This is a genomic window from Halorubrum sp. Ea8 (genome assembly GCF_002252925.1).
Lineage (GTDB): Archaea > Halobacteriota > Halobacteria > Halobacteriales > Haloferacaceae > Halorubrum.
On record NZ_NHPF01000081.1, the window covers coordinates 1 to 19,934 of the forward strand.

The window sequence follows — 19,934 nt, forward strand, 5'->3', positions numbered from 1 at the left end:
CGCGACGCGCTCGGTCCCGGGCTTGACCGAGAAGCGGCGGAGGTCGAAGAGGAACGCCGCCGCCTCGTGGTAGTCCATGTCCGTGGGTCGGCGTCGGGTCGCTTAGGCGTAACGGACCGTGCCCTCGAACCCGGCACCGGTGGGCGGTTCCCGCCGCCGCGCCGGCCCGTCGCCTCCCGCCGCGAAGAGCAACCCTTACGCGCGCGGCCGACCGAGCGATCGCATGAACGAGACAGCGGCCGCGTCGGCGTCCGCGGTCGACGAGGCCGATTCGACGGGGGACGACGGCGCCCGCGACCCGGCCCTCGTCGGCGAGGGCGTCCGGCGGTCGTACGGCGACGTCGTCGCGCTCGACGGGGTCGACCTCCGCGTCGAGGCCGGCGAGGTGTTCGGGCTCATCGGCCCCAACGGCGCGGGGAAGACGACTCTCGTCCGGGCGCTGACGGGGACGACCGACGCCGAGGGCGACCTGCGCGTGTTCGGCGTCCCGCCCCGCGAGGTCGACCCGCAGCGCGTGGGCCTGCTCCCGCAGTCGTTCGACCCGCCGGAGCGCCTCACCGCGACCGAGTTGGTCGAGTACTACGGCGGCCTCTACGACGACGCCCGCGGCGTCGAGTCGGTCCTCCGGGACGTGGGGATGGCCGACGACGCGGACGCGTGGTACGAGACGCTCTCGGGCGGCCAACAGCGCCGGACCTGCGTCGCGACCGCCATCGTCAACGACCCCGACCTCCTCTTCCTCGACGAGCCGACGACCGGGATCGACCCGGCCGGCCGGCGGTCGATCCACCGCCTGATCGAGCGGCTCGCCGACGGCGGGACGACCGTCTTCCTCACCAGCCACGCGATGGACGAGGTCGAGCGCCTCGCCGACCGCGTCGCCCTCCTCCGCGACGGCGCCGTCGTCGCGGTCGGGCCGCCCGACGAGCTGATCGCCGAACACGGCGGCGCCCCCCGGTTGGACGTGACCCTCGACGGCCCCGCGAGCGACGGGCTCGTCGAGCGCGTCGACGAGCGCGTCGCGGCGAGCCTCGCTGGCGACGCCGACGTCGAGTCGACCCGCGAGGGGCTGCGGGTCCGAGGCGTTCGGCCCGAGACGATCGGCGACGCGGTCGACGCCCTCGACGCCGCCGGGGTCGCCTTCGAGTCGCTCGCGTGGTCCGAGCCCTCGCTCGAGGACGTCTACCTGCGTCTCACCGGCGAGGAGTACTCGCCGCGGGAGGGGCGGGCGATCCCGAGCGAGGAGACGCCGGCCGCGCCCGACGGCGGCGACGCACCGGACGGAGGCGGCCGATGACCCGCGTCGGCCGGATCGGCACCGAGGCGACCGCGGCGGCGCGGTCGTTCCTCCGGCGGCGAACGGCGGTGTTCTTCACGTTCTTCTTCCCGGTGATCCTCGTGGTGATCTTCGGCGCCTTGGTCCGCACCCAGCCGACCGGCGGGGGGCTGTTCGCGGAGCCGGCGGGGTACTACATCCCCGGCTACCTCGCGGTCGTCGTCCTCTTCACTCCCCTCTCGCGGGTCGGCTCGGAGATCGCCCGCCACCGCGACGGCGGCCGGTTCGAGAAGCTGGCGACGACGCCCCTCTCCCGCGCGGAGTGGCTGCTCGCGCACACACTGGTCAACGTCGCGATCATCGGCGCGGCGAGCCTGCTGATCTTCGGGCTCGTCCTCGCGGTGACCGACGCCGAGCCGGTCGTCTCGCCCGCGCTCGCCGTCCTCCCCGTCTTCGTCGCCGTCGGCGTCGCGCTGTTCTGCGGGCTCGGCGCCGTGCTCGGCGCGCTCACGGACTCGCAGGACGGCGTGATCGCCGCGAGCAACACGGTCGCGCTCCCCCTGCTCTTCCTCTCCGAGACGTTCGTCTCGCCCGACCTGCTGCCGGCGTGGTTCCGGCCGGCCGTCGCCGCCTCGCCGCTGACGTACTTCGCGCGCGGGACGCGGGCGATCGTTCACGAGCCAGGCGCGTGGGTCGGCGACCTCGCCGTCCTCTCGGCGCTCGCGGTCGCGTTCCTCGCGGTCGGCGCGTACGCGGTCCCGCGGACGGACTGAGGCGGGAACGGCATCGAACCGAGGCGGGAAGGTACCCGACGGGGGACCCGCCGTCCCCGAAGCCGGTCATTTATATCGCACGGTGCCGTCTCGGAGAGACGAGAGAGGTCCAGTGTTGACGACCGTTCAATTCACCTGTTCGGACTGCGCGCAGACCATCGAGGTCAACGAGGAGATGCGGGAGACGATCCTCGCCACGGGCTGTCCGGTCTGTACGACCGGCGCCAGCGAGGGCGACTTCTCCGACGATACCGACGACAGATAGGGTCTCGCCCGGACGGGTCGCTCGCCGGGTGACGATCGAAAATCAGCGCGTCAGCGGCCGCCTCACTCGTCGTCGCGCTCGACGACGATCGTCCGCCCGGTGAGTCGGTCGGGGACGAACCGATAGAGGTCGATGTCGAGGTCGGGCTTCCCGTCGGCCCAGATCTCGAAGAGGGGGCGGCGGGTCTCCCCGTACTGCGCGATCGTCTCGGGCGTGAGCTCGTCGAGGTCGACCCTGCGGAGCGTGCCGACGCCGACGACACTGCCGTACTCGTCGCCGTCCTCCTCGTACACCACGATCCGCGCCTTCGGGTTCGAGGCGAGGAACTCACGCTTCTCGCTGTCGGGCGTCGACACCAGCCGGAGGAAGGCGTCGCGGGACTCCTCGTCGAATCCATAGGAGATCGGGATAGCGTACGGCGTCTCGTCGCGCGCAAGCGAGAGCACGCCGGTCTCGTGGTGCGAGAGGAACGCGTCGACCTCCGCGTCGGTCATCTCGACCTCGCTGTTCGTCGCCATACGCAACGAGTCGGCGTACGCCCGGATAAAGGACACGAGACGGATCGGACCGCGGAGCCGGCGAGGCGGGTGGAGGTCCGCGCGCTCGACGGGCGGAGGTCTGCGCGCTCGGCGGGCGAGGGCGATGCGGTCGACGTATCTCGGGGTAACGGCGGGGAGAGCCGAGGCAAACGACGGGGCGGCGTTACGCGGTCTGGGGGTCGCTGATGTCGCTCTCGGTGACGGGTTCGCCGCAGACGACGCAGCCGACGTCGAGCAGCGTCGCCCGCATAGCGTCGTCCACCTCGATCGACCGACGGCACTCCGGGCAGACGAACGTGTGAGTCCCTGGACTCGTCATGGATACGAGTACGACACAGACACTCATGAAGGATGGTTTGGATTCCTGAAGTTTCGGAATCCGATCAACGGCGGCTCTCGGTCGCACGCGGCCGCTCAGTCCAGTAGCGACGAAAGCAGCTTCCGCTGTGCGGCCGCGATATGCTCGCTGAACGTCGAGCGGTCGATGCCGAGCGATTCGGCGACCTCGCCGGCGTTCGCCCCCTTGGGGTGATCGAAGTAGCCGGCGTCGTAGGCGGCCGTGAGCACCTCGCGCTGACGCTCGGTGAGGTCGCTCCGGTCAACGGTGACCAGGTCCGACTCCTCCGGCGTCGACGACGACTGGAGGAGCCGCAACACCTCCATGTCCGGGGTCGACTCCCGGAACGCGTCGAGCACCGATCGGAGCGTCGGGAGATCGGTCGCGTGGAACGTGACGAGGAGGCGCCCGTCTCGGATCGTCGTCTCCGAAACCGGCAGCCCGTGCCGGTCGAGCACCGCGAACGGCGAGTCGGCCGAGGAGTCGGCCTCGAACCGGTACGCGGCCTTGGCGCCGTAGTCGAAGACGACGTCGACCCCCTCGGGCACCGACAGGTCGGCGTCGGCGATGAACTCGAAGACGGCCGACCCCCCGGCCCCGTCCGGCGTGCTCCGCGCGACGCTGTAGATCGGGCTCGAACCGTCGGCGACGCCGTCGAACGGCGACGGCGTCCCCGTCGGGAGCGAAACCTCCGCTCTGATGCCGGATCCCATCTGCATCCGTCCGTGACCGCCCCCGGGCAAAACGTTGACGCCGTGGGCCCGTCTGCGGTCCCGCACCCCGGTGGTCCCGCGTCCCGGCCTCGCTTCGCGCCGCGACGCGATCGGGCGCCTCGCTCCGCGCGGGCAGGCACCCCGCCGCGAACGGGTCGGAGGCGACCGATTCCGGCGCTCACTTATAAAATACCCCTCATATACAGGGGCGGTGTTGGGGTGGGTGGAGCGGGTACCTACATCCATGAAGCGACAGGCCTCGTACGCGACTGGACCGACGACGGCGACCGAGGGAGACGAGACGCTCGACGCGACGTTCGACGCCCTCGCGGACCCCGACTGTCGGGCGATCCTCGGCGCCGCCGACACGCCGATGACCACGAGCGAGCTGGCCGACGCGTGCGACATCGCGCTCTCGACGGCCTACCGGAAGGTCGAGCGACTGAGCGAGACGCCGCTCCTGGTCGAGGGAGTCCGCTTCGACCCGGAGGGAGACCACGCCGCCGAGTACAGTCGCGGCGCCACCGACGCGGCGGTCGAACTCGGTGACGACGGCGTCACGCTGACCGTCGAAGACGGGAGCATCGACTCGCTCACCGCGCCCCCCGAGACGACCGGGATCTCTGCCGACTGACTCTGAAACGCCGGTTTTTCGGGCTGATAATCGGGCGATCAGCCTTATGTGCCGCCCGGAGAACCCGTACCGTATGAACGCCGGTCCGGATCCCGAGACCCTCCTAAACCTCGCTCAGGACAAGGTCGTGGTCCTCGACGAAGACGGGATCTATCGGCACCTGAACGCGGCCGCCACCGACGTGATCGGGTTCGACCCGGAGGCGCTCGTCGGGACGGACGCGTTCGATCTCGTCCACCCGGAAGACGAGGGACGGCTCAGGGAGACGTTCGCGGCGGTCGTCGCCGGCGAGGTCGACCCGGACGAACCGATCGAGTACCGGTACGCCACCGCGGACGGCGGGTGGGTGTGGCTCCGGACGCGGGTTCACACCCCCGCGGAGACGGGCGTCGACGGCTACGTGTTGACCTCCCGCGACGCGACCCGCGAGGTGGAGTCGCGGCGGCGCCTGGAGACGATCGCCTCCGTGTCTCCGGACGTGTTCTGGATGTTCTCCGCGGACTGGTCCGAGCTGTTGTTCATCAACGACGCCGTCGAGAGCGTGTTCCACGTCGCCCCCGACCGGCTCCGTCGGAACCCGGAGAGCTTCCTCGACGCGGTCCACCCCGACGACCGACCGTACGTCGAACGAGCGATGGAGCGGCTCTCGGCGGGCGAGTCGGCGCTGATCGACTACCGGCTCGGGACGGAAGACGGGACCACCCGGTGGGTTCGAGTGCCCGGCGAGCCGGTCGTGGAGAGCGGGGAGGTCGTCGCTGTCACCGGGTTCGCGCAGGACGTCACCGACGAGTACCGCCGCGAGCGACAGCTCGCCGTGATGGACAACCTGCTCCGTCACACGCTCCGCAACGACATGAACATCGTCGACGGCACCGCGGAGCGGATCGTCGACCGCGTGGCGGCCGCGGACGCGTTCGACCCGGAGGCGTGGGAGAGCGAGGGGGCGGGGACCCCCCCGACCGACCCGGAGGAGCTGGCCGAGCTCGGAGCGGCGCTCGCGGAGGACGCCGAGACGGTTCGGCGGGTCGCCTCCGATCTGCTGACGACCGCCGAGAAGCAGCGCGGGGTCATCGACCTGCTTCGCCAGCGCGGCTCGCCGCAGTCGGTGGAGGTCGCCCCCGTCGTCGAAGCGGCGCTCGACATGGTCGTCGACGACTGCGACGGCCGCGGCGAGATCGACGTCAGCTACCGCGGACCGACCGCCGACGGAGCGGCCGGCGTCGAGCCGAACGGCTTCGAGCGGGCCGCCGACCGGGACCGCGACCCCGACGCGACCGCGGACGGCGATCCCGTCGCGAGCCTCTCCGTCTCGTACCCGCGAGGCGTGCGGGCGTTCACGCATCCGGAGCTCGACTACGCGATCGCCGAGCTCGTCGAGAACGCGATCGAACACGCGGAGTCGACGCCGCGGGTTCGGGTCGACGTGACCGAGACGACGGAGTCGGTCGGTATTTCGATCCGCGACAACTGCCCGCCCATCCCCCCGGAGGAGCGGTACGTCATCACCGACCGGTGGGAGATGGACGACCTGCGCCACACGGGCGGGATGGGGCTCTGGCTCGTGTACTGGGTCGCGAACCGATCGGGCGGCGACCTCTCGTTCGACACGCACGCGGACGGCAACGTCGTCACGCTCACCGTCCCGAGCGTCGGCCGGGAGGCGGGCGAGGAGTCGCTCGCGGCGAGACCGCCCGGGCGACCCGAGACGGCGGTGGGACGCGCGAACGCCGGAAGCGACGTCGCGGGACACGCGGCCGGGAAAGAAGTCGACGGTCTGGAGGACGTCGGTTCGGGAGCGGGGAGCGGGTCGGGGAGCGATTGAGGACGGGGACAGGAAGCGATTGAGGACGGGGACAGGAAGCGATTGAGGACGGGGACGAACCGCGCCGATCCGCGGACGGTCCTCGTCCGACCCAGACGATTCCGAACGGTCGTTCGTTATTGACTCCGCTACCGAAGACGCTCCCACGGATCTTAAGCCACAGGTTCGCGTAGATTCACCTTGATGGGTACGCTCAACGAGCTGTTCGACCCGGATCGGGTCGCCGTCGTCGGCGCGACGTCGCGCGAGGGGGCCGTCGGCCGCGCCGTCACGTCGAATCTCCTCGACGATTTCGACGGCGACACCGTCCCCGTCAACCCGAACTACGACGAGGTGCTCGGGACGCCCTGCGTCGACGAGGTGGCCGACGCCGACGCCGACGTCGCCGTGATCGTCGTCCCGCCCTCGATCGTGTTGGACGCGATCGAGGCGTGCGGCGCCGCGGGCGTCCGGAACGTCGTCGTCATCACCGCCGGGTTCGGCGAGACGGGGGAGGACGGGGCCGCGAGGGAGCAGCGTCTCGCGGAGATAGCCGACGAGTACGACCTCAACCTCGTCGGCCCCAACAGCCTGGGGATCATGTCGACGCCCTCGGGCATGAACGCGACGTTCGGCCCGGAGAACGCGCTCCCCGGCGGGCTCTCGTTTATGAGCCAGTCGGGCGCGTTCGTCACCGCGGTCCTCGACTGGGCCAACGACAACGGGATCGGCTTCAAGGACGTGGTCTCGCTCGGCAACAAGGCCGTACTCGACGAGACGGACTTCGTCGACCACTGGGGGTCGGACGAGGAGACCGACGTGATCATCGGCTACCTCGAGGGGATCGAGGACGGCCGCGAGTTCATCGAGACCGCCCGCGAGACGACGCAGGACACCCCGATCGTCGCCGTGAAGTCAGGGCGGACGAGCGCCGGCGCGCAGGCCGCCTCCTCGCACACCGGCACGCTCGCCGGCTCCGACAAGGCGTACGAGGCCGGCCTGGATCAGGCCGGGGTCATCCGCGCGGAGTCGGTCGACGAGCTGTTCGACTCCGCCGGTATCCTCGGGAGCCAGCCGCTCCCGGACACCGACAGCGTCGCCATCGTCACCAACGCCGGCGGCCCCGGCGTGATGGCGACCGACGCCGTCGGCGACGCCGACCTCGACATGGCGTCGTTCACCGCCGAGACGAGCGATGCGCTCGCCGAGTCGATGCCCGACGAGGCGAACATCCACAACCCGGTCGACGTGATCGGCGACGCCGACGTGGAGCGGTTCCGCGAGGCCCTGGAAATCACCGTCGCCGACGACAACGTCGGGGCCGCCCTCGTGCTGGCCGCCCCCACGGCGACGATCGACTTCGCAGACCTCGCGGACGCCATCGAGGCGGTCAGCGAGGAGATGGACGCCCCCGTGGCCGCCTGTCTGATGGGCGGCGACCGGACGCGCGAGCCGAAACAGCAGCTCCAGGCGCGGGGGATCCCCTGCTACTTCGACCCGGCGCGCGGGATCGAAAGCCTCGCGACGCTCGCGCGGTACCGCGACATCAGGGAGCGCGAGTACGACGACCCGATGTCCTTCGACGTCGACCGCGAGCGCGCCCGCGGGATCCTAGAGACGGTGCGCGACCGCGACGACAACCGCCTCGGCGTCGAGGCGATGGAGCTGCTGGACGCGTACGGGATCCCCACGCCCGACGGCGAGATCGTCGACACCCCCGAGCGCGCCGCCGAGGTCGCCGCCGGCGTCGACGGCGACGTCGTGATGAAGATCGTCTCGCCGGACATCCTCCACAAGTCCGACATCGGCGGCGTCGCCGTCGGCGTCTCGGACGCGGACGTGGCGGACACCTACGAGGACCTGATCACCCGGGCGCGAAACTACCAGCCGGACGCGACCGTGCTCGGCGTGCAGGTCCAGGAGATGGTCGATCTGGAGGACGGCGTCGAGACTATCGTGGGCATGAACCGCGACCCGCAGTTCGGCCCGCTGCTGATGTTCGGGCTCGGCGGCATCTTCGTGGAGGTGATGGAGGACACCACCTTCCGCGTCGCGCCCGTCTCGGAGCCGGAGGCCCGCGAGATGACCGAGGAGATCCAGTCGGCGCCGCTGCTGCGCGGCGCCCGCGGCCGGGACCCGGTCGACGTCGACGCCGTGATCGAGACGATCGGTCGGCTCTCGCAGCTGGTCACCGACTTCCCGGCCATCCTCGAACTCGACATCAACCCGCTCGTCGCACTGCCCGACGCCGACGGGGCGAACGCCGCCGCCGTCGACGTGAGACTCACCGTTGACCCGGAGGAACTCGACCCATGACAGACACCACCACGACACTCGTCACCGCGACCGGAGAAGGAGCCGGAAAGACAGCGATCACCGTCGCGCTCGCGCGGCTCGCCGCCGACCGCGACCGCAGCGTCGGCTACATGAAGCCGAAGGGGACCCGCCTCCAGTCGAACGTCGGCAAGACGCTCGACCAGGACCCGATGCTCGCCCGCGACGTGCTCGGCCTGGACGCCGAGATGCACCAGATGGAGCCCGTCGTCTACTCGCCGACGTTCGTCGAGGGCGCGATCCGCGGCACCGAGGACCCCGACGCGCTCCGCGACCGGGTCCGCGAGGAGTACGATGAGCTCGCGGCCGAGCGCGACCACATGTTCGTCGAGGGCGCCGCCAGCTGGACCACCGGCGGCGTCGTCGACCTCACCGACGTCGACATCGCGGAGCTGCTCGACGCGCGGGTGGTGCTCGTCGCGGGGTACGGCTCGCCGAACGACCTCGACGACGTGCTCGCGGCCGCCGACGCCTTCGGCGACCGGCTCGCCGGCGTCGTCTTCAACAAGGTCTCCGACGACGCGTTCGACTCGCTCGACCAGGACGGGATCCCGTTCCTCGAGTCGAGAGGGATCACCGTCTTCGGCGCGATCCCGCACGAGAAGGAGCTCGCGGGCGTCACCGTCGGCGAGCTCGCCGACGAGCTCGGCGCCGAGCTGCTCACCGACGCCCCGACCGACGGCTTCGTCGAGCGGTTCCTCGTGGGCGCGATGGGCGGCGACGAGGCGCTGCGGTACTTCCGGCGCGCCCGCGACGCCGCCGTCATCACGGGCGGCGACCGCGCGGACGTCCAGACGGCCGCGCTCGAGGCCTCGGGCGTCGCGTGCCTCGTCCTGACGGGGGGACACCGGCCCTCGGGCGCGGTGCTCGGGAAGGCCGCCGACGCCGGCAAGCCCGTCCTCGCGCTCAACACCGACACCGTCACCGCGATCGATCGGGCCGAGGGGATCGTCCGCAGCGGCCGGACCCGAGACGCGCGCACCGTCGATCGGATGGCGGAGCTGCTCGACGCGCACGTCGACATCGACGCGCTGGTGTAGGAAGGCGACGCGCCGGTGTCGGAGGGCGACGCGCCGGTGTCGGAGGGCGACGCGCTGGTGTCGGGGGCCTCCGGCGGCGCCGTCACCCCCGCAATCGCCGCCCCGTCCGTCGCCGCGGGCGAACGTCTGACATACTGTTTTCAGGGAGGACGACGTAGGCGGCGTATGACCAGTCTCTCGGAGGCGTACGGCGGACGGGGACGCTCCGAGGTCGACCCGCGTCGGCTCTACCTCGGCGTGGGCTCGTTCGTCGCCGGAACCCTGCTCCTCGTCGTCGGGCTCCTCGTCGCCGCGGAGGTCACTCTCCCGAGCGGCTACAGCTCCGGCGAGGCGCGGCGGCTCGGCGGCGTGCTCGGCGGCGTGGGCGTCCCACTGGTGTTGCTCGGCGTGATGGCCGTCCTCCCCGCGGACCGCAACACGCGGGTCGCCGCCGTCGTCGGGGCGAGCGTGATGTGCCTCGGCGTCGCGCTGTTCGCGTACGCCTACCCCTACCACTGGGTCAGCGGACCGCGACCGGAGCTGACCGACCTCACGCTGCCGACGGCGGGGCTGTACTTCGTCGGCGCCGCGACGGCGCTGTGGAGCGTCTTCGTCGGCGTCGCCAACTTCAAGACGCGCAACGACCCCGGCGGCACCGTCACGATGGAGGTGACCCACAAGGGCGAGACGAAGATCATCGAGGTCGGCCGAGACCAGATCGACGGGATGGGCGGCGTCGGCCTCCTCGGCGGGACCCCCGACGGCGACGTGGAGACGCAGACGAACCGACCGGACCGAGCGGGACGGACGGACGCGACGACCGGGAACGGAGCGACGACGAGTTCGGGAACCGGTCTCGGCACGGGCTCGTCCGGAGGCGTCTCGGGCGAGCGACGGGGGGGCTCCGCCGGCGTGAGCGACGGCGGCGAGGCCGACACCGACATCCGGTCGCCCCTCGGCGACGCGGGACCCGCCGACGGGCCGAACGGACCCGCGGGTCCGGGCTCAGACGGGCGGGCCGGCGCCGACGTCTCGCCCGGCGTCGACGCCGCCGCGCGGGACGGCCCCGGCGACACCTACTGCGGGAACTGCACGCACTTCGACTACGTCCGGACCGATCAGGGGATGCAGCCGTACTGCGACCATCACGACGAACTGATGGACGACATGGACGCCTGCGAGGAGTGGACGCCCCGGTAACGGACCCGGCCGCTCCGCCGCCGTCCCGCCCCGCCGCCGTACCGCCCCGCAACCTACCCGCTCTTTCGCTCGCCGACGCCCGTCGCCGACGGGAGCTGCGACTCCGCGACGGCGAACGCGAGCGTGCTCAACACGGCCGTGAGCGTCCCGGCCGCGAGCGCCATCGCGAGGTCCGGGAGGCCGAGCGACGTGACCCCCCGCGCGTCCGGGAGGAAGAAGCCGGAGACGGCGTACAGCACGACCGCGATGGAGAGCACGTAGAAGGGGGCGTTGAGGTACCGCCACCGGAACCGGCCGCCGAGGTACTCGTCGGTGATCTGACCGAGGCTGGAGGTGACGCCGGCGACCGCGAGCCACTGGACGAACCCGTGGACGAACGCGGCCAGCGTCACGCCGGCGGTGATCGACCCGCCGCGGACAGCGCTGACCGTCTCGACCGTCTCGACGCCCTGCACGCCGCCGACGACGATCAGCGCGAGCGCGACGACGTACGTGACGAGGGTCACGCGCCCCGTGTAGAGGACGTTCCGCACCGTCGAGGCCGCCCCGTCGACGGTCTCCTCCAGCCCGAGCCCGCGGAACAGCGAGTAGAGTCCGACGAGCCCGGAGAGGATCCCCAAGACCGCCGCGCCGGCGACGTCGAAGAGGTTCGCGACGACGACCAGCGGATAGATGAGGAGGAGGACGCCGAGGGGGACGAGAATCGTGCCGCGGGTCTCCGGGTCCGCGAGCACCTGCTTGATCGTGTAGTAGAGCGATTCGAGGTCCTGCGCCTGCCGGACGACGACGCGTCGCATCCCGTCGATCGGCATCCGCGAGCGGATCACCGGGAGGACGGATTCGTCCTGCGCGCCGTCGGTGATGACCACCGCGGAGACCTCCTCGCCGGTCGACAGCTCGGCGAGGACGCGGTCGACCTCCTTCCCGACCGCGCGGTTCGCCTTCACGTCGGACCCGTCAACGCCGGTGACGGCGGCGACCTCGACCGCCTCGCCGCCGGCCGCGAGTTCGTCGTGGACGTTCACGCCCTGGAAGAGGACGTTCACGTCCGAGTCCTCCGGGTCGGCCGTCGCGAGCGCGACGGCGGCCTCCGTGACGTCGGCGGCGCCGATCACCGGGGTCGGGATCCCGGTCTTGCGGCCGAGGTCGTCGTCGAGGTCGACGCAGAGGACCAACAGCATTACGCGACGCTATGCGAGGGGCCGGCATATGTTTTCGGCTCGGAGCGGCGGCGCACGGGGGCGGGAGTTTCCGGCCCGTGTGCCGGTCGCGTCTCCTCGGTCGGGTCGGCTCAGTCCCCGCCCGACGCCGGCTCGTGTTCGATCCCGTTCATCATCTGGCGGACGTTCTCGCCGTCGCTGAATGCGGCCGGGTACGCCGCGAGCGGGAGGACGAAGTCGTCACCGGCCGCGACCGGCTCGCCGATGTGAAGCTCCAGTTCCGTGCTCGTCCCCGTCCCCTCGATCTCTCCCTCGGCCGTGTACACGACGACCTCGGCGTCGGCGCCGAGGACCGTCGTCGTGTACTCCGAGCCGCGCTCCAAGTCGCCGACGTTCTCGTAGCGGTTCAGGATGAGCTCGGCTCGATCGCGGGTGCTCATCTCGGCGATCGGGTTGAGCGCCTGCCCGAGCACCCGCACCTGCGGCGTCGTCACCGCGGCGAAGACGGCGGCCTGGTAGCGCTGGCCGAACAGCTCGACTGCCTTGTCGTACTCGGCGACGGTGTTCGTCACGCGGACCTCTCGGGTTTGTCCGCCGACCTCGAACTCGCGCGAGACGGTCCGGTCGGTCACCTCGTTGAGCTCGTACCCGCTCTCCGACAGCGTCGCGTCCGCGACCGTCGCGGTGCCCGCGGTGAACTCGGCGGGCTCGCCGGTGGCGACGTCGAGCGCGGTGCAGCCGGCGAGGCCGCCGAGCGCGACTGCACCGCCGGCGGCGAGCGCGCGACGGCGAGTGTACGGCCCGGCGTCGGCTGACTCGGCTCTCTCGTCCGCGGTCGGCTCTCGGGTCATGGCCTCCGGTCGCGTCGGGGGCGGTACATACTTTGTGTTCGCCCGGTCCGAGGTGTCGGGTCGTAGACACGCCCCGTTCACGGCGGCCGCGACGCCCGCGTGACAACGCCTCTCCCGGGAACGCGGAGTTCGCACGCTTTTTGAGGCCGCGGGCGGTAGAGGGGGGTAGATGATCTCCAAGGGCTGTGAACAGTGCGCCAAGGGCGGTAAGATGGTGCTGTTCGTCTACGGCTACTGCGACCAGCGGGACTGTTTCTACTGCCCCCTCGGAGAGAACCGGAAGAACGTCACGGACGTGTACGCCAACGAGCGGAAGGTGGAGTCCGACGAGGACGTGATCGAAGAGGCCAAGCGCATGAGCGCGCTCGGCACCTCGATCACCGGCGGCGAACCGCAGGAGGCGATGGCGAAGACGACCCGCTACCTCGAACTGCTGAAAGACGAGTTCGGCGAAGACCACCACACGCACCTGTACACCGGGATCACGGGGGGCCGCGAGAACATGCGCCGCCTCTCGGAGGCGGGGCTCGACGAGATCCGCTTCCACCCGCCGGTGGAGCTGTGGGGCGACATGCACGGGACCGAATGGGAGGAGATCCTGTACATCGCCCGGGAGGAGGGGCTCACGCCCGCCTTCGAGATCCCCGGCATCCGCGCGGAGCCGGAGTTCCTGGAGTTCTTAGACGAGGGCGCCGCTGAGTTCTGTAACATCAACGAGTTCGAGATGTCCGACGGTAACTACCGCCGGATGCAGGAGGAGGGGTTCGAGCTACAGGAGGGCCACATGTCCGCCGTCGAGGGGTCGAAGGACGACGCGATCGTCTCCGAGATGGCGAGCCACGAGAAGGTGTACTTCTGTACGTCGGTGTTCAAAGACGCCGCCCAACACCGGAACCGGCTCAAGCGGATGGCGAAGAACATCCGCCGCGAGTTCGACGAGGTGACCGACGACGGCACCCTCGTCTACGGAAAGGCGTTCGCCGACCCCGAGCGGTTCGAGTCGCTCGGCGTCCCCGAAGACTTCTACACCGTCAAGTCGGACCACGTCGAGATCGCGTGGTGGCTCTTAGAGGAGATGATCGAGGACGGCGACCTCGACGAGGGGGAGATCGTCGAGCAGTACCCGACCGTCGACGGGACCGTCGTCGAGCGGACGCCGGTCGCCTGAGCGGCGTCTCAGTCCTCGCCTCCGCGTCGCATCGGTACGATATCGATCTTCCTTCTTCTGTGGGACGCGACCACATACCACACTTATGAGGGACCGGTGCGTACCCCCGCGCATGGCCTCCGAAGAACCCGTATTCGCCGACGTGAGCATCGGACAACCGGTGTACGACGAGGACGGCGAGGAGCTCGGGACGGTCCGAGGAGTCGACGACGACGGCTTCTACGTCACGTCGCCGTCGGAGTCACGGCAACTGGGGCTCACCGACGCCCGCGACGTGTTCGGCACCGCCTACGTGATGTGGCGCTGTTGGGAGTGCGGCGAGATGGGCGAGATCGGGACGGAGCTTCCCGATAGCTGCCCGAACTGCGACGCGCCGCGCGAGGACCTGTACTACTGGGCGGAGGACTGATACGGAGTGTTAACGACGACGGGAGCGAGCGACGCGGGCAGAGAGTCTGGGGTTTCTACCCAAACGTGAGCTGTCGCTGATCGGGATTTATCATCGAATCACGTCGCGGTGAATCCCTCCGTAGCAGCCGCTCGCGGGGCGAGAGCGAAGCTCTCGCTCACAGCCGGCGCTACGCACCGGCGACGCCACCGCATCGGGGTTTATAAGCTATCGTCGTCGCCGTCGCGGCTGTCCGGCTCGTCGTCCACCTCCTCGCGGAGGCGTTCGACCTCCGCCTCCAGGTCCGCGATGCGGTCGGCGTCCGCCTCCTCGCCGCCAGAGCGCAGTTTGAGGAACACCACGCCTGCCGCGATGAGAACGATTGGAACGCCGAAGAGGAGGACGAGGATGATCAGGATGATCACGAGCTCGGGACCGGCTGGAACGCCGCCGAACGCGGGGACGGTGGGAACCATGAGGCCACACACTCGGTGACGCGACTAAAGCGATCGGGGCGGGGACCCCCCGTCGCCTCCGCGACCTCACCCGACGTCGGCGAAGTCACTGAGATTCGCCTGCAGCCCGGCCGCCAGCGTCGACTTCCGCCGCAGGCGACCGAGCGACACCGGGAGGTGCTCGGCGACGCCGCGGACCGCCTCGCCGAACGTCTCGGCGGTCCCGCGCTCCCCGTCGAACGCGTTCCTGACGGCCTCGCGCACCTGCCAGACGCCGACGGGGCCCCAGTAGTCGTCGGAGACGTGCCGCAAGACGAGCGCCTTCGCCTGTCGCCCGCGGTCGTCGAGGTGTTCGAGGACGCCCAGCCGGGCCGCGTAGTAGGCGCCGGCCGTCTCCTCGACGTACCCGGTCCGGCCCTCGCGGCCCTCGCTGGCGGCCGCGAGGGAGACGCCCGCCTCGGGGTCCGGGTTCCAGATCGAACCGGGCGACTTCATCTCGACGAGCTCGTACTCCCACCGCCCCGGCGCCAGAACGACCCAGAACGCGTTGCCGAGGTACTCGTTGCGGTGGACCTCGATCCGGTCGACGGTCGGGTTATCGCGGATCGAGCCGCGAAGGAACTGCCCGACCGTGTCGTCGACCGCCGTGATCGACCAGCGCGTCGGGACGAGCCGGCGGTTCTCTCCGCGCCCCAGCGCGCCCGCGGAGAGGATCGTGTTGATCTCGTACACGTCGAACCCGCGGCGGTAGAGGTACGTCATCGCGCCCTCGGCGCGCCAGTCGTCGTCCTCCAGGGTCTTCTGTATCGGGCGGGGGACGTGTGGGTTCTCGCCGAGCTCCGCGGTGCGGGCGGCCGCGCGGGGTCCGGTCGGCGTCTTGATGTCCTGCGTGCCGACGTCGAAGTCGAGGTCGGGCGCCCCGTCGAGCCCAATCTCCACGTCGACCGGGCGATCGGCGATGGCGACCTCCCGCTGGACGCCGACCCAGCCGTTCCACGCGTCGTGGACGCTCGCGGCCGCGTCGGCGCCCGCGGTGACGGAGGCGGAGACGCCCCCCACGGCGTCGGCGCTCGCACCGACGTCCCTGACGTCGACGCCGCGCGCCGAGTTGAGCAGGCTGGTCCGGCGGTCGAACACGTCCGAGATGGAGACCCCTTCGTCGTACCACGACGCGGAGGTCTCGAACGCGGCCGCGCGCTCCTCGCGGCCGACCGGCGACAGCAGCCCGGTCGAGACGTTCGGGTAGTCCGAGCGACCGACGAAGATGGAGGGGGAGACGCTGCCGACCACGGCGTCGTCGGAGACGTGCTCCTCGAAGCGCCGCTCGAAGGAGTCCAGGCGGTCCAAGATGCCGTAGTCCTTCTCGGCGGCGAGGCGCCGCCGCTCGGCGCGCTCGTTCGCCTCGAACTCGATGAACTCGTCGAGCCGCATTCGCCGGTGCTAGGGGCGAGTCGGACTTGACGATGTCGCCGTCGGCCGGGCGGCGGTCAGGTCGCGAGCGACGTGACGCCGGCCGGCAGCGTCGCGCCGGTGCTCCACGCGCCGTCCTCGCGCACGACCAGCGGCGCCGGCTCCTCAGCGGCGAACCCGTCGTCGTCGACGCGCAGCGTCCCGCCGACGAGGGCGTCCCCGGTGACAGCCCACGAGACCACGAACGCCGGGTCGGCGGCGGGCACGGGGTCGGCATCGGCGTCGAACTCCCCGTCGTCCGCGGGCGCCGAGAGTGTCACGCCCGAGGGCGCGTCCGGCCCCCAGCGGTTCGCCCCGGCGTAGAGCCGCCCGCCGTGGACGATCGCCTCGCGGAAGTAGTTCGCCCAGAAGTCGCGGAAGTCGGTGTCGAGCCGGTGCCACCGGTCGCCGTCGTCGGTCCGGTAGAGCCCGTTCCCGGTGGCGGCGACGACGACGCCGTCGCCGAGCACGCGCAGGTCGTGGACGTCGTCGTGGACGCCGCGGCCGTACCGCCGCCAGAACTCCCCGCCGAAGGCGTAGACGCCGCCCGGTTCGAGCCCCGCGAGGACCCCGTCGTCCGGGTGCATGGCGAGCGTCCTGACGCTCGGCTCGCCGTCCGGCGCCCGGTCGCGCCACCGTTCCCCGTGCGGATGCGCGGCGAGGTCGCCGACGGGGTCGAACCGCCAGTCCCCGGTCTCCGGGTCCGGGCTCGCCCGCTGTACGCCGACCGGCCGGGTGCCGACGAGGACCGTCTCCGGACCGGCGAGGACGGAAAACGGGTCCTCGGAGAGCTCGAAGCGGTCCCACTCGGTCCCGTCGGTCGAGCGGAGCAGCCCCTCCTCGGTCGCGGCGATCCGGGCGTCTCCGCTGCGGACGACCTCGCGGACCCGCCCGCACGCGGCGACCCGAGTCGGGTCGTCCAGCGGATCGTCGAGCCGATACAGCCCTCGGTGCGTCCCGCAGACGAGCATGCGTTACGATACGTGCGCGCGATCCGAAAAACGCCGCGCCGCTCGCCCGCGCCGGCGCCTAGTCGTGGATCCCCGTCGCTTCGTTCAGCTGTGGATCCCCATCGCTTCGATCTGCTCCTGGTACCGGTTGCGGATGGTGACCTCCGTCACCTGCGCGACGTCGGCGACCTCGCGTTGGGTCTTCTTCTCGTTACACAGCAGCGAGGCCGCGTAGATCGCGGCGGCGGCGTACCCGGTCGGGGACTTCCCGGAGAGGAGCCCCTTCTCGGCGGTCGTCTCGATGATCTCGTTGGCCTTCGACTGGACCTCCTCGCTCAGTTCGAGCTCGGAGGAGAAGCGGGGGACGTACTTCTTCGGGTCGACCGGACGCATCTCCAGGCCGAGCTCCTGGGAGATGTAGCGGTACGTCCGGCCGATCTCCTTGCGGTCGACTCGGGAGACGTCGGAGATCTCCTCCAGCGACCGTGGGATCCCCTCCTTGCGACAGGCGGCGTAAAGGGCGGCGGTGGAGACGCCCTCGATCGACCGACCGCGGATGAGGTCCTCGTTGAGCGCGCGTCGGTAGATGACCGAGGCGACCTCCCTGACGGATCGGGGGACGCCGAGCGCGCTCGCCATCCGGTCGATCTCCGAGAGCGCGAACTGGAGGTTGCGCTCGCCCGCGTCTTTCGTCCGGATGCGCTCCTGCCACTTCCGAAGCCGATGCATCTGCGAGCGCTTCTTCGAGGAGATGGATCGTCCGTACGCGTCCTTGTCCTTCCAGTCGATCGTCGTCGTCAGCCCCTTGTCGTGCATCGTCTTCGTCGTCGGGGCGCCGACGCGCGACTTCGACTGCCGCTCCGAGTGATTGAACGCGCGCCACTCCGGGCCGGGATCGATCTGCTCCTCTTCGACTATCAGGCCGGTCTCCTCGTGAATCAGTTCGCCGTCCGCCGTCCGCGTCAGGTCCTCGGGGTCGAAATCCTCGGGGTCTAGGTCCTCCGGGTCCAGCTCTTCCGGGTCAATTTCGTTCTCGTCGACGTCCTCGTCCCGCACACGCTGCCGGTCGTGATCCCGTTGCCGGGTGGGCCGTGTCATCGCATTTATATACTATCTTAACGGATTAACTTAAAAGTTCGTGAGAGACGGGGATCGCTCGACCGCGCGGTGAGGCGCCGGCGAGGGACGGTCTTCACCACACCGGCGACGGACCCGACTTCACCGCACCGACGAGGGACAGTCTTCACCGCACCGGCGACGGACAGGCCTTTGACGCGCCGGCGACGACTGCGAACGAATGCCGACGATCGACTGCGATCCGGTGACCGCGCGGACCCGTCTGGAGGACGCCGGCGTCCGGATCGAGCCGGGAAACACCGCCCACGAGCGGTGGCGCGCCGAGCGCGAGGGCGCCGTCGCCGTCGCGTACGACGACAAGGTCGTGGTACAGGGGAGCGACCCGACGCGGCTGACGAACCTCATCCGCGAGGGGGGCGGCCGCGCGCACGTCTACTTCGACGGCGCCTCCCGCGGGAACCCCGGGCCCGGCGCGGTCGGCTGGTGTCTCGTCACGTCCGACGGCGTCGTCGCCGAGGGCGGCGAGCGGATCGGGACGGTCACAAACAACCAGGCCGAGTACGCCGCACTGATCCGGGCACTGGAGGCGGCCGACGAGTACGGCTTCGAGGCGATCGACGTCCGCGGCGACTCGGAGCTGATCGTCAAGCAGGTGCGCGGCGAGTGGGACGCCAACGACCCCGAACTGCGCGAGAAGCGGGTGCGCGCCAGAGAGCTGTTAGCGCGGTTCGACCGGTGGTCGATCGGCCACGTTCCGCGGGAGATAAACGCGCGCGCCGACGATCTAGCGAACGAGGCACTCGATGACGCGAACTAACGACGAACCCCCGGAGTGGGCGAAGGAACGAGCGCGAGAGGTGATGGCGGCCGAAGAGCCCGAGGGTGACGGGGACGCGGCCGAGGACGGCGCGAGCGACGACGATCGGGTCCCGGACGTGCCGGTCGAGGTCGTCGACGAGGCGGAGCGGCTCACGCGGCTCGCCCGGCGGACCGAGGACGACGCGGCCGCCGCGTTCTACCGCGATCGCCGCGACGAACTCGTCGCGGGTCACGACTACGCCCCGCGGCTCCGCGAGGACGACGACACCCTCGTGTTGTACCCCGAGGAGTGGATGGCCGACGGGACGGTGCAGCTCGACCGGATCGAGACCACCGACCGGGCCGTCGAGGTGTCGCTGTCCGGGCCGGGCGACGCCGACCGCTACGACGAGATCGCCGCCTACAACGAGGCGGTCGCCGACGCGGTCGCCGACGCGCACGGCGAGCCGCACGCCGACACCGCCCGCAGCTTCGCGGCGTTCATGAGCAATCACTACGTCCGCGCGGTCGACGACGCCGCTCCCGCGGTGCGCGAGGAGTTCCGGGAGGAGTACCTACCGCGGAACGGCTGGCCGACGGACGAGCAGCTCGCCGCCGTCGAGGAGTCCCTGACGGTGATCGAGTCGGTCGCCGCCGAGGTCGACGGGCCGGACCCGTCGTAGTCGAGACCCGGATCGGCGGTCGCGGCGGCGGCGGCGACGACGGCGCCGTCGCTCGGGAAGTCGG

At 70.8% G+C, this 19,934-nt stretch carries 21 protein-coding genes; 12 read left to right on the forward strand and 9 right to left on the reverse strand.

Annotated features, from left to right (window positions below; all coding sequences use genetic code 11):
• Positions 1-223: 223 nt before the first annotated feature.
• The 3 genes from DJ74_RS08675 (at position 224) to DJ74_RS18670 (ending at position 2,314) form a co-directional block, all read left to right on the forward strand.
• The gene (locus tag DJ74_RS08675; RefSeq protein WP_094521855.1) at positions 224-1,297 is read left to right on the forward strand and encodes an ABC transporter ATP-binding protein; all 1,074 of its coding nucleotides are present in this window, start codon (positions 224-226) and stop codon (positions 1,295-1,297) included.
• The gene (locus tag DJ74_RS08680; protein WP_094526991.1) at positions 1,294-2,049 is read left to right on the forward strand and encodes an ABC transporter permease; all 756 of its coding nucleotides are present in this window, start codon (positions 1,294-1,296) and stop codon (positions 2,047-2,049) included. The genes DJ74_RS08675 and DJ74_RS08680 overlap by 4 nt, the downstream gene beginning before the upstream one ends.
• 115 nt (positions 2,050-2,164) lie before the next feature.
• Positions 2,165-2,314, forward strand: a complete 150-nt coding sequence (locus DJ74_RS18670; protein ID WP_141211934.1) for a zinc ribbon domain-containing protein — start codon at positions 2,165-2,167, stop codon at positions 2,312-2,314.
• Between the two features lie 62 nt (positions 2,315-2,376).
• On the opposite strand, the gene DJ74_RS08685 is transcribed toward DJ74_RS18670, so the two are convergent.
• The 3 genes from DJ74_RS08685 to DJ74_RS08690 form a co-directional block, all read right to left on the reverse strand.
• On the reverse strand, positions 2,377-2,832 hold the full coding sequence (locus DJ74_RS08685; RefSeq protein WP_094521857.1) for a pyridoxamine 5'-phosphate oxidase family protein: 456 nt from the start codon (positions 2,830-2,832) through the stop codon (positions 2,377-2,379).
• Positions 2,833-3,016: 184 nt separating this feature from the next.
• Positions 3,017-3,172 carry a hypothetical protein gene (locus DJ74_RS19140; protein ID WP_170938315.1) on the reverse strand — a complete coding sequence of 52 codons (156 nt, stop codon included), beginning with the start codon at positions 3,170-3,172 and terminating at the stop codon, positions 3,017-3,019.
• Positions 3,173-3,267: 95 nt separating this feature from the next.
• Complete coding sequence (locus tag DJ74_RS08690) at positions 3,268-3,903, reverse strand: helix-turn-helix domain-containing protein (RefSeq protein WP_094521893.1); 636 nt, start codon at positions 3,901-3,903, stop codon at positions 3,268-3,270.
• Positions 3,904-4,147: 244 nt separating this feature from the next.
• Here DJ74_RS08690 and DJ74_RS08695 point away from each other — a divergent pair, with 244 nt between their 5' ends.
• The 5 genes from DJ74_RS08695 (at position 4,148) to DJ74_RS08715 (ending at position 10,891) form a co-directional block, all read left to right on the forward strand.
• A complete protein-coding gene (locus DJ74_RS08695) occupies positions 4,148-4,537 on the forward strand; it encodes a helix-turn-helix domain-containing protein (protein ID WP_094521858.1) in 390 nt (129 codons plus the stop codon).
• A gap of 73 nt (positions 4,538-4,610) precedes the next feature.
• Positions 4,611-6,359 (forward strand): PAS domain-containing sensor histidine kinase, encoded by a 1,749-nt coding sequence (locus tag DJ74_RS08700; protein WP_094527021.1) that lies wholly within the window; start codon positions 4,611-4,613, stop codon positions 6,357-6,359.
• 183 nt (positions 6,360-6,542) lie between these two features.
• Positions 6,543-8,654, forward strand: coding sequence for an acetate--CoA ligase family protein (locus DJ74_RS08705; protein ID WP_094526992.1), 2,112 nt, complete (start codon positions 6,543-6,545; stop codon positions 8,652-8,654).
• Positions 8,651-9,712: a phosphotransacetylase family protein gene (locus DJ74_RS08710; RefSeq protein WP_094521860.1), complete on the forward strand. Its 1,062-nt coding sequence runs from the start codon at positions 8,651-8,653 to the stop codon at positions 9,710-9,712. Before DJ74_RS08705 ends, DJ74_RS08710 begins: the two co-directional genes overlap by 4 nt.
• Before the next feature lie 165 nt (positions 9,713-9,877).
• Positions 9,878-10,891, forward strand: a complete 1,014-nt coding sequence (locus DJ74_RS08715; protein ID WP_094521861.1) for a hypothetical protein — start codon at positions 9,878-9,880, stop codon at positions 10,889-10,891.
• A 53-nt stretch (positions 10,892-10,944) separates the two neighbouring features.
• Here DJ74_RS08715 and DJ74_RS08720 read toward each other — a convergent pair whose 3' ends face one another.
• Both DJ74_RS08720 and DJ74_RS08725 read right to left on the reverse strand, forming a co-directional pair.
• Positions 10,945-12,072 (reverse strand): DUF373 family protein, encoded by a 1,128-nt coding sequence (locus tag DJ74_RS08720; RefSeq protein ID WP_094526993.1) that lies wholly within the window; start codon positions 12,070-12,072, stop codon positions 10,945-10,947.
• A 110-nt stretch (positions 12,073-12,182) separates the two neighbouring features.
• Complete coding sequence (locus DJ74_RS08725) at positions 12,183-12,902, reverse strand: DUF6517 family protein (RefSeq protein ID WP_094526994.1); 720 nt, start codon at positions 12,900-12,902, stop codon at positions 12,183-12,185.
• 169 nt (positions 12,903-13,071) lie between these two features.
• Between DJ74_RS08725 and DJ74_RS08730 the strand changes: the two genes are divergently transcribed.
• Positions 13,072-14,070, forward strand: a complete 999-nt coding sequence (locus DJ74_RS08730; protein WP_094521864.1) for a radical SAM protein — start codon at positions 13,072-13,074, stop codon at positions 14,068-14,070.
• Between the two features lie 112 nt (positions 14,071-14,182).
• Positions 14,183-14,479, forward strand: a complete 297-nt coding sequence (locus tag DJ74_RS08735) for a PRC-barrel domain-containing protein (RefSeq protein ID WP_094521865.1) — start codon at positions 14,183-14,185, stop codon at positions 14,477-14,479.
• Positions 14,480-14,679: 200 nt separating this feature from the next.
• On the opposite strand, the gene DJ74_RS08740 is transcribed toward DJ74_RS08735, so the two are convergent.
• From DJ74_RS08740 to DJ74_RS08755, 4 genes are all read right to left on the reverse strand, one after another.
• Positions 14,680-14,934 (reverse strand): preprotein translocase subunit TatA, encoded by a 255-nt coding sequence (locus DJ74_RS08740; protein WP_094526995.1) that lies wholly within the window; start codon positions 14,932-14,934, stop codon positions 14,680-14,682.
• A gap of 66 nt (positions 14,935-15,000) precedes the next feature.
• Complete coding sequence (locus DJ74_RS08745; protein WP_094526996.1) at positions 15,001-16,344, reverse strand: Nre family DNA repair protein; 1,344 nt, start codon at positions 16,342-16,344, stop codon at positions 15,001-15,003.
• A 56-nt stretch (positions 16,345-16,400) separates the two neighbouring features.
• The gene (locus tag DJ74_RS08750) at positions 16,401-17,333 is read right to left on the reverse strand and encodes a hypothetical protein (protein ID WP_094526997.1); all 933 of its coding nucleotides are present in this window, start codon (positions 17,331-17,333) and stop codon (positions 16,401-16,403) included.
• 84 nt (positions 17,334-17,417) lie between these two features.
• Positions 17,418-18,410: a transcription initiation factor IIB family protein gene (locus DJ74_RS08755; RefSeq protein WP_094526998.1), complete on the reverse strand. Its 993-nt coding sequence runs from the start codon at positions 18,408-18,410 to the stop codon at positions 17,418-17,420.
• Between the two features lie 199 nt (positions 18,411-18,609).
• Here DJ74_RS08755 and rnhA point away from each other — a divergent pair, with 199 nt between their 5' ends.
• Complete coding sequence (rnhA, locus tag DJ74_RS08760) at positions 18,610-19,206, forward strand: ribonuclease HI (protein ID WP_094526999.1); 597 nt, start codon at positions 18,610-18,612, stop codon at positions 19,204-19,206.
• The gene (locus DJ74_RS08765) at positions 19,193-19,870 is read left to right on the forward strand and encodes a hypothetical protein (protein WP_094527000.1); all 678 of its coding nucleotides are present in this window, start codon (positions 19,193-19,195) and stop codon (positions 19,868-19,870) included. The genes rnhA and DJ74_RS08765 overlap by 14 nt, the downstream gene beginning before the upstream one ends.
• The last annotated feature ends 64 nt before the right edge of the window (positions 19,871-19,934 follow it).

What these genes read in the sequence shown, in the direction of transcription:
- DJ74_RS08675 (WP_094521855.1), top strand. Translation starts at nt 224, where the DNA reads ATGAACGAGACAGCGGCCGCGTCGGCGTCCGCGGTCGACGAGGCCGAT.
- DJ74_RS08680 (WP_094526991.1), top strand. Translation starts at nt 1,294, where the DNA reads ATGACCCGCGTCGGCCGGATCGGCACCGAGGCGACCGCGGCGGCGCGG.
- DJ74_RS08685 (WP_094521857.1), bottom strand. Translation starts at nt 2,832, where the DNA reads ATGGCGACGAACAGCGAGGTCGAGATGACCGACGCGGAGGTCGACGCG.
- DJ74_RS19140 (WP_170938315.1), bottom strand. Translation starts at nt 3,172, where the DNA reads ATGACGAGTCCAGGGACTCACACGTTCGTCTGCCCGGAGTGCCGTCGG.
- DJ74_RS08690 (WP_094521893.1), bottom strand. Translation starts at nt 3,903, where the DNA reads ATGGGATCCGGCATCAGAGCGGAGGTTTCGCTCCCGACGGGGACGCCG.
- DJ74_RS08695 (WP_094521858.1), top strand. Translation starts at nt 4,148, where the DNA reads ATGAAGCGACAGGCCTCGTACGCGACTGGACCGACGACGGCGACCGAG.
- DJ74_RS08700 (WP_094527021.1), top strand. Translation starts at nt 4,611, where the DNA reads ATGAACGCCGGTCCGGATCCCGAGACCCTCCTAAACCTCGCTCAGGAC.
- DJ74_RS08705 (WP_094526992.1), top strand. Translation starts at nt 6,543, where the DNA reads ATGGGTACGCTCAACGAGCTGTTCGACCCGGATCGGGTCGCCGTCGTC.
- DJ74_RS08710 (WP_094521860.1), top strand. Translation starts at nt 8,651, where the DNA reads ATGACAGACACCACCACGACACTCGTCACCGCGACCGGAGAAGGAGCC.
- DJ74_RS08715 (WP_094521861.1), top strand. Translation starts at nt 9,878, where the DNA reads ATGACCAGTCTCTCGGAGGCGTACGGCGGACGGGGACGCTCCGAGGTC.
- DJ74_RS08720 (WP_094526993.1), bottom strand. Translation starts at nt 12,072, where the DNA reads ATGCTGTTGGTCCTCTGCGTCGACCTCGACGACGACCTCGGCCGCAAG.
- DJ74_RS08725 (WP_094526994.1), bottom strand. Translation starts at nt 12,902, where the DNA reads ATGACCCGAGAGCCGACCGCGGACGAGAGAGCCGAGTCAGCCGACGCC.
- DJ74_RS08730 (WP_094521864.1), top strand. Translation starts at nt 13,072, where the DNA reads ATGATCTCCAAGGGCTGTGAACAGTGCGCCAAGGGCGGTAAGATGGTG.
- DJ74_RS08735 (WP_094521865.1), top strand. Translation starts at nt 14,183, where the DNA reads ATGGCCTCCGAAGAACCCGTATTCGCCGACGTGAGCATCGGACAACCG.
- DJ74_RS08740 (WP_094526995.1), bottom strand. Translation starts at nt 14,934, where the DNA reads ATGGTTCCCACCGTCCCCGCGTTCGGCGGCGTTCCAGCCGGTCCCGAG.
- DJ74_RS08745 (WP_094526996.1), bottom strand. Translation starts at nt 16,344, where the DNA reads ATGCGGCTCGACGAGTTCATCGAGTTCGAGGCGAACGAGCGCGCCGAG.
- DJ74_RS08750 (WP_094526997.1), bottom strand. Translation starts at nt 17,333, where the DNA reads ATGCTCGTCTGCGGGACGCACCGAGGGCTGTATCGGCTCGACGATCCG.
- DJ74_RS08755 (WP_094526998.1), bottom strand. Translation starts at nt 18,410, where the DNA reads ATGACACGGCCCACCCGGCAACGGGATCACGACCGGCAGCGTGTGCGG.
- rnhA (WP_094526999.1), top strand. Translation starts at nt 18,610, where the DNA reads ATGCCGACGATCGACTGCGATCCGGTGACCGCGCGGACCCGTCTGGAG.
- DJ74_RS08765 (WP_094527000.1), top strand. Translation starts at nt 19,193, where the DNA reads ATGACGCGAACTAACGACGAACCCCCGGAGTGGGCGAAGGAACGAGCG.